Origin of the sequence: Pseudovibrio sp. W64, from assembly GCF_001623145.1 — a bacterium.
Classification (GTDB): Bacteria; Pseudomonadota; Alphaproteobacteria; order Rhizobiales; family Stappiaceae; genus Pseudovibrio.
Map to the genome: position 1 here is coordinate 175873 of NZ_LMCI01000031.1, position 15578 is coordinate 191450.

A 15578-nucleotide genomic window follows, 5' to 3' on the forward strand; every position below is an offset into this window, starting at 1 on the left:
TATCACCACCATTCTTACGTTACATTTTCAGTGAAGGAAGGAACATCAAAACTGCGCAAAGTCAGCCGAACCATGGCACCATGCCCGCCCTCGGCAACAGATGGCGCATCCAGCAGTTCAATTCCACCCCCATGATCTTCCATAATTTTCCGCACAATCGCGAGCCCAAGGCCGGTGCCCTTTTCGCGGGTCGTCATATACGGCTCTAAAAGCCGCGTGCGGTGCTCAGTTGGAAGGCCAATCCCGTTATCAATCACATCAATCGTGAGAACCGGACCTTCCCTATAAAGTTTCACCAGAACAGAGCCCTGCTCCGGGTTTTCTTCGCTCGCCAGATAAGCCTCAACAGCTTCCGACGCATTCTTGATCACATTACCAACAGCCTGCCCAACCAGACGACTGTCAAATGTTGCCCGTACAGCCTCATCCGGCACATCGGTTTCAAAATGAACCTGAGAATTGGCAACAGACACCATAAAGGTGGACTCGCGCACCACGGAGCGCAGATCGGCCTCTTCCATCTTTGGTTTTGGCATACGCGCAAACGAGGAGAATTCATCAACCATACGGCCAATATCCCCCACCTGACGAATGATCGTATCCACGCACTGGTCAAACACCTTACGGTCATCATCTTCAATACGCTTGCCATAGCGGCGACGGATACGCTCAGCAGAAAGCTGGATCGGTGTCAGCGGGTTCTTAATCTCATGCGCAATACGGCGGGCAACATCCGCCCAGGCCGAGTTACGTTGAGCTGCAACAAGGTCCGTGATGTCGTCCAGCGTCACCACAAAACCATGCTCAGAACGGGTCGCTTCCTCAGTCGTCACACGCACATTCACAGTGCGCTCACGCCCCTTACGCATAATGGCAACCTGTGCCACCTGCGAGCCACTGGAGCTTTCTTCAAGCGCCTTAGACACAACCTCTTGCACCTCTGGAAGATTGTCGTAGATCGGTTTTTCCAGAAGCTCGTTTTCATCCTGACTGAGAAGACGTGTTGCTGAGCGATTGACCATGGTCACATCACCCTCATCATCAATCCCGATTACGCCAGAGGACACCCCAGATAGCACGGCTTCACTGAAGCGGCGGCGGCGGTCAATCTGGTCATTTGCAGCCAGCAGCGCATCCCTTTGCCCACGCAACTGACCCGTCATATTGTTGAAGGTCCGCCCAAGGCTCTCAAGGTCACCGCTCGCCTTCGCAGCTTCAACCTCAACATAATAATTGCCTTTGGAAACCTGATCTGCAGCGCCAATAAGGTTACGGATCGGCAACACAAGCTGGTTGGCAAACCCAAAGCCCACCCAGATGGAGGAGAGCAGCAGTACAAGCGCCACACCCACGTAAACAAGGGCAAACGCCAGCTGAACACCAAAGCGGCGCTGTTCCAGCTCCGCATACTCATTGACGCCAGCTTCCGCCAGACGCTGATATTCAACCACCCGGGGATCAAGCGCACGCGTCACATAAAGATAGAGGTCATCAAAAGCGGACAGCTTAATCACGCCGCCCACAAGGTTGGAAACGCCCGGTGCAATCAGCACAGGAGCCCCATCCTTAGCCTGGTTCATCGCCACCTGCGGTGGCAGCAAAGGCTCCACCTTCGGATCGCGCAACACACGCATCACGACGGTGCCGTCATTTTTCAGAACATAAGCCCCCAGCAAGCCACGGACCCAGGTCTGGGTCTCAAAAAAGCGGTCAAACCGAGTGGGGTCATAAAAATAAGAGTTACGGTTCAGATCCACATCACTGGCCATGCCAATCAGCGTGGACCGCAGCGAGTTTCCGTGCTCCTGAACATAAGCGGCCGCAACCGACTGGGCGTTGGTGATGATATTGCGCGTTCTTGTCTCAAACCAGCGATCAAGCCCCTGATCCAGCGTAATCGTTGCCACCACAGCAACAATAAACGCAGGCAGTGCAGCCACCAGCGAGAACATAGTCACAATGCGCACATGAAGCCGGGCCGCAGCACGCCCACGGCGCCGCGCCTGCAACAGCTTCACAAGCTCAAAGATGATCAAGCCGATAAGCAGGAACACCAGTGCGCCATTAAATCCAAGCGCAATGTAAACAACCGTTTCAGAAGGAACGATAGGCGTCACGCCCATCAGCACCAGAAAGGAAACCCCGATGGAACACAGCGCCAGCAAGACCACGGAAAGGCCAAACATGCGAGACTTGCGGCCTTTCGCATCAAGTTTTGGGGTATGTTCTTCTGCTTTTGACTTGAAAATCATGAAACGCGAACCTGCGCACCTGTGATAACTTTATTAATATTGGAAACAGACTATTAGCACGAATTGTTGCCAAAATGCGACAATGGGTTTTATTAGTCACACTCTTGATGGGGAAAACCGAAAAGTCCACAGGTCAGAATAAGCATGCAGTGCACAACTCAAACGCATTCTCACCCCATTAAACGCAAAATGGCGCAAGAGATCGCGCCATTTTGAAAGCTTCACTCGATAAAAATCGATTATCTGGAGCTGCGGATCACCTGAACGTCCAGATCGCGGATTTTCTTGCGCAGTGTGTTGCGGTTCACACCTAAAAGTTCAGCAGCCTTGATCTGGTTGCCACGGGTGGCTGCCAGCACTGCGCTGATCAAGGGGTACTCCACCTCACGCAGGATACGGTGGTAAAGGCCCGGAGGCGGCAGATCTTCACCAAATCCGCCGAAGTAATCCCCCAGATACCGCTCCACAGACCCACCAAGATCCTGAACAGACGGCGCATCCATGTCGTTCACAGCCGTAGAAGGCTGAGAAAGTTCCAGATCGATCAAACTGGCGGTTATGTCATCTTGCGGATAGAGCGCTGCCAGACGGCGCACAAGGTTTTCCAACTCACGTACGTTGCCCGGCCAGCGATAACGGCGCAGCTTATCAAGTGCTGCCACCTCAATCTGCTTGGCAGGCAAACCTTCGCTCTCTGCAATAGAGAAGAAGTGGCGCACAAGATCAGGAATATCCTCAGTCCGTTCCCGCAAAGGCGGAAGGCGAATTGGCACAACATTCAGACGGAAATACAAATCTTCACGGAACAGCCCCTGATTGATCAGCTGACGCAGGTCTTTGTTCGTCGCCGCAATAATCCGCACATCTGTCTGGATCGGCGTACGACCACCTACAGAGGTATACTCGCCCTGCTGTAACACACGCAGCAAACGGGTCTGCGCTTCCATCGGCATATCACCGATTTCATCCAGCAGCAGCGTACCACCATCAGCCTGCTCAAACCGACCAGAAGAACGCGCTTGAGCGCCAGTAAACGAGCCCTTCTCATGCCCAAACAGCTCAGATTCAATCAAATCCTTTGGGATCGCCGCCATGTTGACCGCAACAAACGGACCATTCCGGCGTTTGCCATAATCATGCAGCGCCCGCGCAACAACCTCTTTACCAGTGCCACTTTCACCGTTGATCATCACGGTCAGATCAGTCTGCATCAAGCGGGCAAGCACGCGGTAGATTTCCTGCATGGCAGGAGAACGACCCACAAGTGGAATATTGTCATTCCCCTCGCCGCTCATATCAAACTGCCGCCCTTTAGGCTCAGCGAGCGCACGGCCCACAATACCCGTCAGCTCTTTCAGATCAAACGGCTTGGGCAGATACTCATAGGCCCCTTGCTCAGAGGCCTTAATCGCCGTCATGAAGGTGTTTTGCGCACTCATGATGATCACAGGCAATTCCGGACGCAGCTTGCGGATGCGCGGCAGCACATCAAACGCGTTCTCATCCGGCATCACCACATCGGAGATCACCAGATCCCCTTCGCCCGAACTCACCCAGCGCCACAACGTGGTGGCGTTGGACGTCAGCCGAACAGTATACCCTGCACGGGACAGAGCCTGATTGAGAACGGTACGGATCGCAGAATCGTCGTCAGCAACAAGAATGGTTCCACTCGGCATGCTCTTAGTCCTCAATTCCAGAATGTACGTCAGGCCCGGTAAAGGCAGGCATCAGAATGCGGAAGGTCGTGCCCCGATTGCCGCTCTCGCACTCCACCACGCCGCCATGATCACCCACGATCTTGGCAACCAGCGCCAGCCCAAGGCCAGAGCCATTCGTCTTTGTCGTAATAAACGGGTCAAACAGATGCGGGCGCAGATCTTCCGGCACACCATAGCCGTTGTCGCGCACACAAAATTCAAGCGGCAAGCTCACACGCTCCTGCACGCCGGGCACAGACAAACGCACACCGGGACGGAAGGCCGTGGAGACAACAATCTCCGGCTCGTTCACGCCGCTCAGCGCTTCGCTCGCGTTTTTGATCAGATTGATAAAGATCTGCACCAACTGGTCACGGTTGGCATAGACGGGCGGCAAGGAGGGGTCATAATCCTCAACGATCCGCACTTTGGAGGCAAAGCCATTTTCCGCAACCCGTTTCACATGATCAAGCACCACGTGAATATTCACCGGCTCGCGGTCAATCGGGCGTTCATCGGAAAACACTTCCATCCGGTCCACCAACTTCACGATCCGGTCCGTCTCCTCCATGATGAGACGGGTCAAAGTGCGATCATCTTCACTGGCTGACTGCTCCAACAGCTGAGCTGCGCCGCGAATACCAGAAAGCGGGTTTTTGATCTCATGGGCCAGCATGGCGGCAAGGCCCGTCACGGTACGCGCAGCACCGCGGCTGGTCAGCTGCTTATCCAGCTTCTCCGCCATGGTGCGCTCCTGAAACAGCAGCACAACGCCGCCCGGAGCATCACTTAAAGGAGAAGCGTGAATATCAACCAGTTTCTCCTGCCCAATGCGCGGTGTCCCAATGTCCACCTTATACTCGTTGACCGCACCGCCGCGCTCACGCACCTGTGCAATCAAACCCAGCAGAGGGCTGCCAAACGGCACAAACCAGGACACTTCACGGCGCTTCAGCATCGACAAACTGGCATGGAAAAAGTCTTCCGCCGCACTGTTTGCCCCAACGATCTTGTCATCTCCTCCAACCACCACAACAGGGTGCGGCAGAGAATCCAAAACGGCCTGTCCCGGCACACCCTTGCCCAAACCAGCCTTGGCTTCTGTCAGAGTGTCTCCTCCCGTCTCCAACATCAGGCAGCGCTCCTCATAGGGACTTGAACAAACCAGTCATAAAGGGTGTTCCGCACCAGATCAGCATCCAGACTGGTCATAAGCCCTCGCATAAATCCTTGCGGCGCATCATCAAGCCGTCCCGCAGCTTCCAGATACCAGCCCATATGCTTACGGAAGGCCCGCACGCCGATCTCAAAGCCGTATTGCTCCAGCATGGCGTCGTAGTGCTCCACAACAAGCGCGGCCAGCTCTTCCCCGTGTGGGTCAGCAAGCCGTTCACCCGTTTCCAGATAATGCGCAATCCGCCCCGGCACCCACGGCCGGCCATAAGCACCACGGCCAACCATCACCAGATCAGCACCAGATTGCGCCAACATCTCGTCGGCATCCTCAAACTTGCAACAATCGCCATTGGCCACCAGCGGCACATCCGGAATAACATCCCGCACCTGCCGGATTGCCCTCCAGTCCGCCTTGCCTTTGTAAAACTGCGATCGCGTACGACCATGCACGGTGATCATCTTCACACCCGCATCCACCGCCCGTTTGGCAAGCTCCGGAGCATTAATGGAAGTCTCATCCCACCCCAGACGCATCTTTAACGTCACTGGAACAGACACAGCCTCCAGCGTCGCCTCAACCAGCGTCATGGCATGGTCCAGATCTTTCATAAGAGCAGAACCGGAATAACCAGAAGTCACCTTTTTCGCAGGACAGCCCATGTTGATGTCGATCACATCCGCACCGGCTTTTTCAGCCATGCGCGCGCCCTCGCCCATCCAGTGAGGATCTTTACCTGCCAGCTGCACGATGTGAGGATCGATCCCCTCACCTTCAGCCCGCATCAGCGATTCTGGATGCCCGGTACACAGCGCTTCACTGGCAACCATTTCACTGACCACCAAACCCACGCCATAGCGCAAAGCAATACGGCGGAACGGCAAATCCGAAACGCCGGACATTGGCGCAAGAATAACTTTGTTTTTGAGGGGGATATTACCTATCGTAAGCATTACGCATATTTCTTGAAAGAGCCCAGTTGCACATTTGATAAGCAGCATATGAAGTTGCACATATTCTAACCAAACTAAAAATTTAGGCAAGGGAATATTAAAGAGAAGAGATTGAAGTGTTGAGCTTCGCTCTTAAATCGAGCAAAACCCTCACCAACACAGTTTCTAAGAGCCGCCACCTCACACTCTGAGGACGCAGTTCACACTCAAAGCAGGTGATCCAGTTTTGCAGTCCACTGAAAAAATTGCATGCATCATAGTTGCAGCCGGACGCGGTTCACGCATGTCCACGCAAAATGACAGCAGCCCGAAGCAATATCGGGACCTTGGCGGAAAGACTGTTCTGCAAAGAACACTGGAAGCGATTTTATCCTCCTCACAGGTGGATCTGGTGCTGCCTGTCATCCACGCAGAAGACGGCGAAGCCTATCAAGAGGCCGCAAGCTCACTGACTGACAATCGCCTGATCAGGCCCGTCACGGGCGGAGCCACCCGTCAGGCATCTGTCGCATGCGGCTTGAAAGCACTGGAAGAGCACGCCCCGGACTACGTTCTGATCCACGACGCAGCCCGCCCCTTCATCACACCAGCGGTGATCAAGGACGCCATCACGGCCCTGCAAAACGGCGCGCAAGCGGCCCTTCCTGCAGTACCTGTCGCAGACACGTTAAAGCGGGCAGACGCAAACCAGAAAGTTCTGGAAACGGTCGATCGCACCCACCTGTGGGCCGCCCAAACACCGCAAGCCTTCCCGTATCCGCTCATTTGGGCAGCTCATCAACAAGCGACCAATGAGAACATCGACAGCTTCACCGATGATACGGCGCTCATCGAATGGCAAGGCAAACCTGTCACCATCACAACAGGCGACCCGCAAAACATCAAGCTCACCACACTCAAAGACATGACGAACGCACAGGAACAGATCGCCATGAAACAACTCGCAGACCTTGGCGACATTCGCGTTGGAACCGGCTACGATGTGCACGCATTTGAAGCTGGTGAGGCCGTCATTCTCGGCGGCATTTCCATCCCGCACACCCAGAAACTCAAAGGCCATTCCGACGCGGACGTTGGCCTGCACGCCCTGACGGATGCCATCTTCGGCGCATTGGCAGATGGCGACATCGGCTCGCACTTCCCACCCTCTGACATGCAGTGGAAAGGTGCGGCCTCTGACCAGTTCCTGAAATACGCAATAGACCGGGTTCACAAGCGCGGCGGCATGATCGCACACTTGGATTTAACGCTGATCTGTGAAGCTCCGAAAATCGGCCCACACCGGGAAGAAATGCGCAAACAGATCGCACAGATCTGCGAGTTGCCCATTGGCCGCGTGGCTGTGAAAGCAACCACCTCCGAAAAGCTGGGCTTCACCGGTCGCCAGGAAGGCATTGCTGCACAAGCCTGCGCAACCATCCGGCTTCCGTTTGAAGATTAAACGAAGCCACCAAAACAAGGGACAGAGAACCATGACCGACATCCTCAGCCTTAAGGAAAGAGCACGCGTTCTCGTCTCCAGATACGCTGAAAAAGAGATCAGGATCACCACAGCAGAAAGCTGCACCGGCGGCCTGCTCGCAGGCCTGCTGACAGAAGTGCCCGGCTCTTCTGCTGTGCTTGATCGTGGCTTCGTCACCTACTCCAACGAAGCCAAGCATGAGATGATCGGCGTCCCCGTTGACCTGCTCATGAGCTACGGCGCGGTCAGCAGCGAAGTTGCCAAAGCCATGGCAAGCGGCGCCCTGTTTTGCTCCAATGCCAACGTGGCCGTTTCCATTACGGGCATCGCCGGACCGGACGGTGGCACCAAAGACAAACCTGTCGGACTTGTCCACTTTGGCTTTGCAGCTGACCAAGAGGAAACCAAGCACGTCCAATGCCTCTTCGAGAACACCGGACGCGAGGGAATACGCTTTCAGGCACTGGTACAAGCATTAAAATTATTAGAAAATTTTATTGAAACTAGCTAATCGAAATTTACCTTCTCGTTAAAAGAGTACCGGGTAGGCACTACTACCTTATGACATTCTAAGAAAACTTAGATAAAATCTGTTTTAAATTTACAACGGAATGTCACGGTATACCCATGAGATATATTGCTAGTTTGTTTTTGGGCATGTGCTTAAGCACCTCAGCTTATGCGGCATCAGATGTATTCCTCATTTCACGAGGGTTCGATGACGAGTTCATCGGCTCTCACGAAGTGCAGAAAATGCCACGCGGTGGCTATAAAGAGCTGCGCCTGTGCGGCCAGTCCTATTGGGTTCGCCCCTACTCTGTTGCCTGGACAAAATGGGAAGAACAGCTTGGCCACAAGATCCGCCTTGAAGTAAACCAGGGCTATGGCTGGGTGGTTCTGTGCACCAAACCAACAACACAGCTGAACCTCAAAGATGTCGGCATTTACGCTTCTCTTGAAAAGACCATGGAGCACGGTGACCCGGATAAGGAACTCACCAACCGCTTTCAGGCAATCCGACGCACCTTCGTCATGCGCAACGGCCTTACCCCAGAGCAGGCTGAAGCCGAAATTACCAAAAACTACGAGAAGAGAGGCTCCCGCCTGAGCCAGTTCCTGAACAATCGCGACAAGAATTAAGCCGTTTCTCCGAGGTCTTTCAGCCAAAGAAATGCCGGAAAACCTGAAAACAACCGACTGATCAGCACCAATGCATTTTATTCGGTTGCTCTTTGTACATGAATTTTTTGCATGAAGGAGCAGCGGCGAAATGCATATTTGGCGACCAGCACAAACGATCAGGGTGAAATCTCTCGGCCTGCACTGGCGCAACAATCGCCTGCTGGCCGCAGAAGTCTATGATGACGCAGGCAACCTCAAAGGCGTCCGCCCTCTTGGCGGCACTGTCGAGTTTGGCGAAGATTGGAAGACCGCTCTGATCAGAGAGTTCAAAGAAGAACTGAACATCCAGGTCACAATCTCTGGCGATCCCGTTGTCATGGAAAACATCTATGAACACGAAGGACAGACAGGTCACGAAATTCTGTTCATCGCAAATGTGACGTTCCCGCCAAATGCCTTCACCACGCAGGAAACGATCACATTTCTGGAAGACAGCGGAACGGAAATCACCGCACGCTGGTTCGATCCCGAAGAACTCACCCCAAACGGCGTTGACCTCTTCCCTGCAGGATTAAAGCAACACCTGGAGATCCTGCGATAGCCCACACAAGAATATGAGCTGCCCTTACGATTATGGAATATATTTAGATTATCTAAGTGCGCCCAATTTTAGCGGACATCAGTCTTCAGATTTTTAGGTGCCGTAGATTTTGTCGGCGCGGTCTTCAAAGGCACTGGAGAATTTGCGGAAGGCGCGGTCGAACATGGCACCCATCATGGTGCCGAGTGTTCGGCTCTTGAACTCATAATTGATATAGAAGCTCACATCGCATTCCTTTTCAGAAACCGGATCGAAGCTCCAGACATTTTCCAGATGGCGAAACGGGCCATCCAGATACTCAACCGTAATTTTACTCGCCTCACGATCAAGGGTCACACGGCTGGCAAATGTCTCTTTGAAAACTTTGTAAGCCACAGTCATATCCGCCACCATCATTTCACGGTGGTCATCAATCTTCCGGCGTCCGCGCACACGCAATGCTTGACACAACGGCACAAACTGGGGGTACTGCTCCACATCTGCAACCAGATCAAACATATCATCAGCACTGTGCTGAACCCGGTGTGTGCTTTCGAAAGACGGCATATGCTCGCGTTCTTTTTCTTCTAGTTTTTCAAAAATTCTTCAGGATGCTCTAAGCGACCTTTTTTGATTTGCCAAGAAAATTTTCAGGTTTTCTCTCATCAAGCAGGCCCCTGTGAGCCAAAAGCATCAGAAATTTTCAAGTCGCAATTATACCGCGACGATCTAACGCAACCGTTTCATTCTCAAAACTCTGGTCAGTACTCAAAACTCAATTCTACACTATGCGCTAATACTTAGCTCTTTTTGAAAGCAAACCCAATGCTTAGTCCTTTTAAAATTTCCCACCTCGCCAAAGAAGGCGGAGAAGAAGATTACATTAAAACCACTAATACTCTTACAGATAGTCCTGTGCAGGTCATCAGCCGCGAAGAAACCGCCAAATACCATCAAATCACAGTGGTCGAAGGCGGGATTGAACGCATCAGATACATCCCCCACCAAGCCCGGCACAAAACCCCGCTCATCTTCATCCACGGCATGTGGCATGGCGCATGGTGCTGGAAGAACTATCAGGAAAAACTCGCAGAGTCCGGCTGGGAGAGCGTTGCCATCAGCCTGCCCGGCCACGGTCACTCACCAGAACAACGCCCCACAGCAAAAGCCACACTGGGCTATTACCTCCGATTTGTGCAGGAGGAGGTTACCCGCCATGACCAGCCAGCCGTTCTGATCGGCCACAGCATGGGCGGTGCTTTAGTGCAGTGGTATCTGAAATATGTCGGCGGGCTGAAAGCTGCCGTTTTTGTCGCCTCATGGACCGCCATTGACGTTATGCAAGACTGCCTGAAAAACGCCATGTCCATCGACTGGCTTGGAACAGCGCTGTCACCTCTTTTGGGATACAAGTTCCAGTTCAGATCCCCCAAAACCGTGGCAAAATGGTTCCTTGCAGATCGCTCGAACCCGGTTGCCCAGTACATTCAGAGCCAGCTTGGGCCAGAATCCGACGTCGTGCTCCTGCAACATCGCCCGCCGCAATGGTTTCCCCCGCTAGATGATGAAACACCCAAACTATGGCTCACGGCCAGCGAAGACGCCATCATCCCCTTCAACCGCTCTCTGCACTCTTCTGCCCTCTATGAGGCAACGCATAAAATCGTGCCCCACGCCGGGCACGACATCATGCTGGAAGACAATTGGGAGGAAAGCCTGTCCTACATCACCACATGGCTGCAGAACATGAGCACCACCAGAGCACTGGCAACCAGCTGAGCTCCTAAAGAAGCGCCTCCCATCGTAGTGAGGCGCTCACACACCAAAACCAGCTAAGCCTTACCTTGCAGTTCAACAAGGCACTTTGCCGTATCAGCAGCCTCCTCAGCATAAGCAGGATCACGATGAATAAGCATGATGGAAAAGGCCCCCTCCATCAGCAACACCACACGGCGTGCCAGAACCTCAGGCTCCATCAATCCGGCAAGCGTATAACGCTCTGCCAGCCAAGCCTCAAACGTCTTCTTGTGCTTTGCCCCCACCACAACAGCCGGATGCCCCGGCATATTAGCCAGTTCCGCAGCTGTGCGAATGAAACCGCATCCCTTCCATTTCGGATGCCGGGCGTTTGACGCAACACGCAGGAAAATTGCAGCAGTCTTGTCCGCAGCACTGCCTTCCGCCTCATCAAACCACGTCGCAAATGCTTCCAGATTGGGTTGGTCCCGGGAGATAAGATACTCAGTCACCAGATCATCTTTGCTTTTGAAATGGTAGTAGAGCGTCTTCTTGGTGATCCCTGCTTTCTCGGCAACAGCATCCACACTGACAGCACGAATGCCCTCACCGTAAAACAACTTGTTTGCAGCATCTAAGATGCGATCGCGGGTCGTCCGCTGAGTTTTCTGAGCCATGTATACTAACCAGTGAGTTTACTGAAGAGTGCAGCACTCCTACCCTTGAGTCAATTCAGCTTGAAATGAGGGAAACACCATGAAAAAGCTCGTTCTGTTTGAAATAAGAGATCGCATTGCACTGCTCACCTTAAACCGTCCGCAAAAGCTCAACGCACTGAACTACCAGACCAACGACCGCCTTCTGGACCTTCTGGACCGGATTGAAGATGACCCGAAAATCAGCGCTGTGATCCTCACAGGTGCAGGAGAACGATCATTTTCCGCCGGTGGTGACATTCATGAATTCTCCCAGAGCATCACCAAAGGGACAGATGTTGCAGTCAAGCAATTCGTAGCCCGCGGCCAGACCATGACCAGCCGCATCGAAAACTTCACCAAGCCCATCATTATCGCTGTCAACGGCATCGCTTTTGGCGGCGGCTGCGAAATCACCGAGGCCGCCCATCTGGCAATCGCCTCAGACCGTGCCGTCTTTGCCAAACCAGAAATCAACATCGGCATTCCGCCCACCTTCGGCGGCACCCAGCGCCTGCCCCGTCTCGCCGGTCGCAAGCGTGCGCTGGAACTGCTGCTCACGGGAGACCCGTTCGGCCCAGACCGAGCCTGTGAGCTTGGCCTCATCAACAAGGTCGTCCCGCACGATGACCTGCTGCCAGAAGCCTTCGCTCTGGCAGAACGCATCCTGCGCCATTCCCCACTCGCCGCCGCCCGCATCCTCACCGCCGTCACCCGCGGCCTCAACACAACCATCTCTGAAGGCCACCAAATCGAAGCCGCCCAATTCGCCCAAATGGTCCCCACCAACGACATCCACGAAGGCCTCAACGCCTGGATAGAACGAAGAACCCCCGCCTATGCCGGCAATTAGCCTGGGCGGAATAAGCAGCCCACAAACAAAAAAAGCGTCACACCATGCAGTGTGACGCTCTTTAAAACTCGTGGAATGGAAGCGGCGTTTAGTTGCCTTGTTTTGCCTTACGGGCTGCTTTCAGCTCGGCAAAGTCTTCGCCAGCGTGGTGGGAAGAGCGGGTCAGCGGGTTCGCGGAAACCTTCAGGAAGCCTTTTGCATAAGCAATCTTCTCATAGGCCTTGAACTCGTCTGGTGTTGGGAAGTTCATGACCGGATGGTGCTTCTTGGTTGGCTGCAGGTACTGGCCAACGGTCAGGAAGTCCACATCAGCAACACGCAGATCATCCATCAGCTGAAGCACTTCGTTGCGCTCCTCACCCAGACCAACCATGATGCCGGATTTGGTGAACATCTCAGGATCAATCTCCTTCACGCGCTGCAAAAGGCGGATGGAGTGGAAGTAGCGTGCGCCCGGACGAACCTTCAGATAGTTGGAAGGAACTGTTTCCATGTTGTGATTGAACACGTCAGGCTTCGCCGCAACAACAATTTCAACCGCGCCTTCCTTACGAAGGAAATCAGGCGTCAGCACTTCAATAGTTGTTTTGGGAGAAGCTTTACGGATTGCAGCAATCACGTTGGCAAAGTGCGTCGCACCGCCATCATCAAGATCATCCCGGTCCACAGAGGTGATAACAACGTGCTGCAGTTCCATGGAGGCAACAGCTTTACCAATGCTTTCAGGCTCATTTTGATCAACTGGCCCCGGCATCCCGGTGCGTACGTTACAGAACGCACAGGCACGGGTACAGGTATCACCCAGGATCATGAAACTCGCATGCTTCTTGGACCAGCACTCACCGATATTCGGGCAACCAGCTTCTTCACAAACCGTGACGAGGTTGTTCTTGCGAACCAGCTCGTGGGTCTCTTTGTAGACAGGAGAAGTGGGCGCCTTAACACGGATCCATTTTGGCTTGCGCTGAACAGGATTATCCGGGCGATGCGCTTTTTCCGGATGGCGCGGACGCTCTTTTTCCTGCAGTGCAGACGCCGTTTGGCTTTTATGATTAGGATCGAGTGTATTTACCAGTGTAACCATATCAGTTCCGTCAGGTCCGAGACTTTGCTGCACACTTGCCTTAAGGGTCAGTGTCACTGTCTCTTATAAGTTTAGTGGTCCATAACAGGAAATGAAGCATCTCTCAATGCCAGACACTGGTGTTCAGTCAGTTCCGTGCCTCAGGACCACGCCTATTCAAAGCCAATTGCATCCCCACCAATCAGTGAGGCAATCAGAGCAAACGCAATGGCGCCAACCATCGCAACGACCGCCTGGTCGAGATATTCATTCCCCAGGGAAACTTCCACATCCGCAAATTCGAACAGGTAAACCCCTGAAATACCACCGAGAAATCCGGCGATAATCAACACGGCGAAGTCTCCGCCAACTGTAGCCATCACCAGCACAGTAGCTACAACGGCACAAACGGCTGATGTCACCAGCCATATGATTGATTTCATAAAGTCCACGGTTCTTCTCCTTTTTGATAAGAAGAGTACCCGGGAAAAATTAAGTCCCCCTCACTGGTAAAATTCCAGTGAGAGGGAATTGATTTACATATTCAGAGCGCGTCCGTAGGCGTCCAGAACACTTTCCTTCATCATTTCGGAAAGGGTCGGATGCGGGAAGACAGTGTGCATCAGCTCTTCTTCGGTGGTCTCAAGACCCATGGCAACAACGAAACCCTGAATGAGTTCGGTCACTTCCGCGCCAACCATGTGCGCACCCAGCAGCTGACCGGTCTTCTTGTCAAAGATCGTCTTGACCAGACCTTCAGGTTCACCAAGAGCAATCGCCTTACCGTTACCCATGAACGGGAAACGACCAACGCGGAGCTCATAACCAGCATCTTTCGCACGCTGCTCAGTCAGACCGACAGAAGCAACCTGCGGGTTACAGTAGGTACAGCCCGGAATCTGCTCGCTCTTCATCGGGTGAACATCAAGGCCGGAGATCTTCTCAATGCAGATCACGCCTTCATGCTCAGCCTTGTGCGCCAGCATTGGAGGACCAGCAACGTCACCAATCGCATAAACGCCAGGAACGTTGGTGCGGCTGAAGCCGTCAGTCACGATACAGCCACGGTCTGTCTTGATGCCAAGCGCTTCAAGGCCAAGGTTCTCTATGTTACCAACAACGCCAACAGCGGAGATCAGCTTCTCAGCGGTGATTTCCTGCGTCTTGCCGTCTTTGGTCTCAACAGTCGCAGTCACCTGACCGCTACCCTTAACAACCTTGGAAACCTTCGCTTCCATCACAAACTTGATGCCCTGCTTCTCCATCTGTTTTTTCGCAATCGCGGAGATTTCAGGATCTTCAACCGGCATAATGGTCGACATCATTTCAACAACGGTCACGTCAACGCCCATTGTCTTATAGAAAGATGCAAACTCGATACCGATCGCGCCGGAACCCATCACAACAATGGATTTAGGCATTTTTTCTGGAACCATCGCTTCGAAATAGGTCCAGATGTTTTCTTTGTCAGGCTCAAGACCCGGAATGACGCGCGGCTTCGCACCAGTTGCAACAATAACGTGCTTGGCGGAATAAGTGCCGTGGCCCTTCACACCCTTAGGTGTTGGGTGCTGTGGCTGCATAGCGTCTTTGGAAGAAGGCCCAACAGCGATCTCACCCGGTTTGGTGAGCTTTGCTTCACCCCAGATGATGTCCACTTTGTTCTTCTTCATCAGGAAGCCGATACCGCCATTGAGCTGGCCGGAAACACCACGGGAGCGCTTCACAACAGCAGAAGCGTCAAAGCTCACGCCTTCAGCGGAAAGACCGTAGTCTTTGCCGTGCTGCATGTAATGGTAGATCTCAGCAGAACGCAGCAGCGCTTTGGTTGGGATACAGCCCCAGTTCAGGCAGATACCGCCCATATGTTCACGCTCGACAATCGCGGTCTTGAAACCAAGCTGCGCGGAGCGGATTGCGGTTACATAGCCACCAGGACCAGAACCAATGATAATCACGTCGTAGGCGTTGCCACTCATCTCTTTAA

The 15578-nt window shown here is 53.4% G+C and carries 15 protein-coding genes; 6 read left to right on the top strand and 9 right to left on the bottom strand.

The window, feature by feature from the left end; all coding sequences use genetic code 11:
• Positions 1–14: 14 nt before the first annotated feature.
• From PsW64_RS14200 to dusB, 4 genes are all read right to left on the bottom strand, one after another.
• Positions 15–2252 carry a sensor histidine kinase NtrY-like gene (locus tag PsW64_RS14200; RefSeq protein ID WP_057466221.1) on the bottom strand — a complete coding sequence of 746 codons (2238 nt, stop codon included), beginning with the start codon at positions 2250–2252 and terminating at the stop codon, positions 15–17.
• A 239-nt stretch (positions 2253–2491) separates the two neighbouring features.
• Positions 2492–3931 carry a nitrogen regulation protein NR(I) gene (ntrC, locus tag PsW64_RS14205; protein ID WP_057466218.1) on the bottom strand — a complete coding sequence of 480 codons (1440 nt, stop codon included), beginning with the start codon at positions 3929–3931 and terminating at the stop codon, positions 2492–2494.
• Positions 3932–3935: 4 nt separating this feature from the next.
• On the bottom strand, positions 3936–5084 hold the full coding sequence (locus tag PsW64_RS14210) for a two-component system sensor histidine kinase NtrB (RefSeq protein WP_082831117.1): 1149 nt from the start codon (positions 5082–5084) through the stop codon (positions 3936–3938).
• On the bottom strand, positions 5084–6079 hold the full coding sequence (dusB, locus tag PsW64_RS14215) for a tRNA dihydrouridine synthase DusB (RefSeq protein WP_063304030.1): 996 nt from the start codon (positions 6077–6079) through the stop codon (positions 5084–5086). The genes PsW64_RS14210 and dusB overlap by 1 nt, the downstream gene beginning before the upstream one ends.
• Positions 6080–6305: 226 nt before the next feature.
• Between dusB and PsW64_RS14220 the strand changes: the two genes are divergently transcribed.
• The 4 genes from PsW64_RS14220 (at position 6306) to PsW64_RS14235 (ending at position 9264) form a co-directional block, all read left to right on the top strand.
• Positions 6306–7520, top strand: coding sequence for a bifunctional 2-C-methyl-D-erythritol 4-phosphate cytidylyltransferase/2-C-methyl-D-erythritol 2,4-cyclodiphosphate synthase (locus PsW64_RS14220; RefSeq protein WP_193757807.1), 1215 nt, complete (start codon positions 6306–6308; stop codon positions 7518–7520).
• A 31-nt stretch (positions 7521–7551) separates the two neighbouring features.
• Entirely contained in the window at positions 7552–8052 is a 501-nt protein-coding gene (locus tag PsW64_RS14225) for a CinA family protein (RefSeq protein ID WP_057466216.1), read from the top strand.
• Positions 8053–8168: 116 nt separating this feature from the next.
• Positions 8169–8681 (top strand): hypothetical protein, encoded by a 513-nt coding sequence (locus tag PsW64_RS14230; RefSeq protein ID WP_208980785.1) that lies wholly within the window; start codon positions 8169–8171, stop codon positions 8679–8681.
• Positions 8682–8811: 130 nt separating this feature from the next.
• Complete coding sequence (locus tag PsW64_RS14235) at positions 8812–9264, top strand: NUDIX hydrolase (protein WP_063304031.1); 453 nt, start codon at positions 8812–8814, stop codon at positions 9262–9264.
• 93 nt (positions 9265–9357) lie between these two features.
• On the opposite strand, the gene PsW64_RS14240 is transcribed toward PsW64_RS14235, so the two are convergent.
• Positions 9358–9810 carry a type II toxin-antitoxin system RatA family toxin gene (locus tag PsW64_RS14240; protein WP_082597188.1) on the bottom strand — a complete coding sequence of 151 codons (453 nt, stop codon included), beginning with the start codon at positions 9808–9810 and terminating at the stop codon, positions 9358–9360.
• A 258-nt stretch (positions 9811–10068) separates the two neighbouring features.
• Between PsW64_RS14240 and PsW64_RS14245 the strand changes: the two genes are divergently transcribed.
• Positions 10069–11022 carry an alpha/beta hydrolase gene (locus tag PsW64_RS14245; RefSeq protein ID WP_063304032.1) on the top strand — a complete coding sequence of 318 codons (954 nt, stop codon included), beginning with the start codon at positions 10069–10071 and terminating at the stop codon, positions 11020–11022.
• Between the two features lie 53 nt (positions 11023–11075).
• Here PsW64_RS14245 and PsW64_RS14250 read toward each other — a convergent pair whose 3' ends face one another.
• Entirely contained in the window at positions 11076–11657 is a 582-nt protein-coding gene (locus PsW64_RS14250; protein ID WP_063304033.1) for a TetR/AcrR family transcriptional regulator, read from the bottom strand.
• 79 nt (positions 11658–11736) lie between these two features.
• Between PsW64_RS14250 and PsW64_RS14255 the strand changes: the two genes are divergently transcribed.
• Positions 11737–12528: a crotonase/enoyl-CoA hydratase family protein gene (locus PsW64_RS14255; RefSeq protein ID WP_063304034.1), complete on the top strand. Its 792-nt coding sequence runs from the start codon at positions 11737–11739 to the stop codon at positions 12526–12528.
• A gap of 88 nt (positions 12529–12616) precedes the next feature.
• Here PsW64_RS14255 and lipA read toward each other — a convergent pair whose 3' ends face one another.
• From lipA to lpdA, 3 genes are all read right to left on the bottom strand, one after another.
• Complete coding sequence (lipA, locus tag PsW64_RS14260; RefSeq protein ID WP_057466208.1) at positions 12617–13612, bottom strand: lipoyl synthase; 996 nt, start codon at positions 13610–13612, stop codon at positions 12617–12619.
• A gap of 152 nt (positions 13613–13764) precedes the next feature.
• On the bottom strand, positions 13765–14034 hold the full coding sequence (locus PsW64_RS14265; protein ID WP_244271761.1) for a hypothetical protein: 270 nt from the start codon (positions 14032–14034) through the stop codon (positions 13765–13767).
• 93 nt (positions 14035–14127) lie between these two features.
• On the bottom strand, positions 14128–15570 hold the full coding sequence (gene lpdA / locus PsW64_RS14270) for a dihydrolipoyl dehydrogenase (protein ID WP_063288847.1): 1443 nt from the start codon (positions 15568–15570) through the stop codon (positions 14128–14130).
• Between the last annotated feature and the right edge of the window lie 8 nt (positions 15571–15578).